Here is a 2,317-nt window from a genome sequence, read left to right as displayed (position 1 = left end):
GATCAAAGAAGAGGCCATTAGGCTGGGATTTGTGAGTTGCGGTATTTCCAAAGCCGATTTTCTGGAAGAAGAGGCCCCAAGACTGGAGAAATGGTTAAAGTCCAATATGAATGGGGAGATGGGGTATATGGAGAATCACTTTGACAAGCGATTAGATCCCAGAAAATTGGTAGATGGTGCCAGATCCGTTATTTCGGTTCTCTTAAACTATTTCCCTTCTAAGGAACAGCAAGAGGGCACCTATAAAATATCCAAATACGCCTACGGACAGGATTATCACCAGGTCATAAAATCGAAATTGAAAGAGCTCCTGGCCTTTATTGAAGAACATATTGGGGAGGTACAAGGAAGGGCTTTTGTAGATTCGGCCCCGGTCATGGATAAGGCGTGGGCCGCCAGGAGCGGTTTGGGTTGGATGGGAAAGCACAGTAACCTGCTTACACAGAAGCTAGGTTCCTTTTACTTTATTGCTGAATTGATCGTAGATCTGGAACTAGATTATGACCATCCGGTGACCGATCATTGCGGTAGTTGTACTGCCTGTTTAGATGCATGCCCCACACAGGCCATTGTTCAACCCTACGTGGTTGACGGCAGTAAGTGTATTTCGTATCTCACCATAGAACTGAAAAATGAGATCCCCTCTTCGTTCGAAGGGAAAATGGATGAATGGATCTTTGGGTGCGATGTATGCCAGGATGTGTGTCCCTGGAACAGATTCTCAAAACCACATCAAAACCCACTTTTTGATCCTAAACAGGAGATTCTTTCTATGAGCAAAAAAGACTGGGAAGAGATCACGGAAGATATTTTCAAAAAGGTCTTTAAAGGGTCTGCTGTGAAACGTACTAAATTCACAGGATTACAACGCAACATCAAATTTTTAAAATAATTGGACCTCAACTACAACGTTTTCGTATCTAAAACCTTATTTTTCTAATTAAGTTTTTATTGAGAACAACGATAAAACCCTATATTGAAAGGTTGATAATAAGGATCTCAAACTAAGACATTCATAATTACATAAACTGCACACATTATGAGTTTAATTAAAAAACCAACCTTAAGTTTTTGGCAAATTTTTAATATGAATGTTGGCTTCCTTGGAATCCAATACAGTTTTGGACTACAGCAAACAGCTATCAATCCAATATTCCTATACCTGGGGGCGCCCGAAGAGATGCTTCCTATTTTGAATATTGCCGGACCAATAACCGGGCTGGTGGTACAACCAATTATCGGGGCGATGTCAGATAAAACATGGTCCAACAAATGGGGAAGGCGCAAACCCTACTTTTTGATCGGCGCAATTATTGGAAGTTTATGTCTGTTCGCTTTTCCGACAAGCCCGGTATTGTGGTTTGCAGTTGGACTTTTATGGATACTGGATGTGGGTAACAACATGGCTATGGAACCATATCGCGCTTTTGTAGGAGATAAACTCCCTGAAAAACAATTAAGTTTAGGCTATCAGATGCAGAGTTTGTTTGTTGGTGCGGGAATACTTCTTGCCAATGGATCCATAGTGCTTTTCCAATATCTCTTTGGAGGCGATTCCATAGAAGTTGCAGGAGAAATCCCCCAATGGTTATACTACTCTTTTTATATCGGGGGAATTTTGTCCATAACCACCATCTTGTGGTCCGTTTTAAAAACACCAGAGATTCCACCATCAACAGCAGAGCTAGCCGAAATTAACCATACCAAAGGTTTGCCATTTGGGAAGCGTGTTGCCAAACCTTTTAACGAGATTGGCGAAGCGATAAGAGAAATGCCCATATTTATGTGGAAACTGGGTGCCGTGTACCTTTTTCAGTGGTATGCGCTTTTTATCTATTGGCAATACATAACGCCTTTATTTAAATTGACACTGGGTTACTCCACCTCTGAGGCCGCTTCCCAGGCTGCCCAAATGAGTTTGACCTATAACATAGTTACGATGGTTGTTGCACTTGCCTTAGTGCCGCTTACCTTAAAATATGGAGGGAAAAAAATATATGCTCTTAGTCTGGTAGGTACCGGCTTGGCGCTCTTTGCCGTGCCCTTTATAGAAAATTCCCTGCTGGTTCTGGCACCTATGGTTCTATTCGGAATCGGATGGGCCGCCATGATGGGGATTCCGTATACCATGGTTTCAAAAGTGGTGCCTCAGGAAAGAAGGGGTGTCTACATGGGAATTTTGAATATGATGATCGTAATACCTATGGGAATTGAAACCTTAACCTTTGGCCCTATTTACAAATATTTCTTAGGGGGAAGTGCAATCAATGCGATACTCTTTGCGGGAGGGTTCTTTATTATTGCAGCGATATTGTCC

The 2,317-nt window shown here is 42.1% G+C and carries 2 protein-coding genes; both read left to right on the top strand.

Going from position 1 to position 2,317, the window contains the following annotated elements; translation table 11 throughout:
* The first annotated feature begins 1 nt into the window (after position 1).
* On the top strand, positions 2-892 hold the full coding sequence (gene queG, locus WBM49_RS09080) for a tRNA epoxyqueuosine(34) reductase QueG (protein WP_424371732.1): 891 nt from the start codon (positions 2-4) through the stop codon (positions 890-892).
* A gap of 147 nt (positions 893-1,039) precedes the next feature.
* On the top strand, positions 1,040-2,317 hold a 1,278-nt coding region (locus WBM49_RS09075; protein WP_424371731.1), incomplete at its 3' end, for an MFS transporter.

This window comes from Muriicola sp. (assembly GCF_049669965.1).
Taxonomy (GTDB): domain Bacteria; phylum Bacteroidota; class Bacteroidia; order Flavobacteriales; family Flavobacteriaceae; genus Muriicola.
The sequence above is the reverse complement of the archived record's forward strand: the minus strand, read 5'-3'. Positions and strand labels throughout refer to the sequence as shown.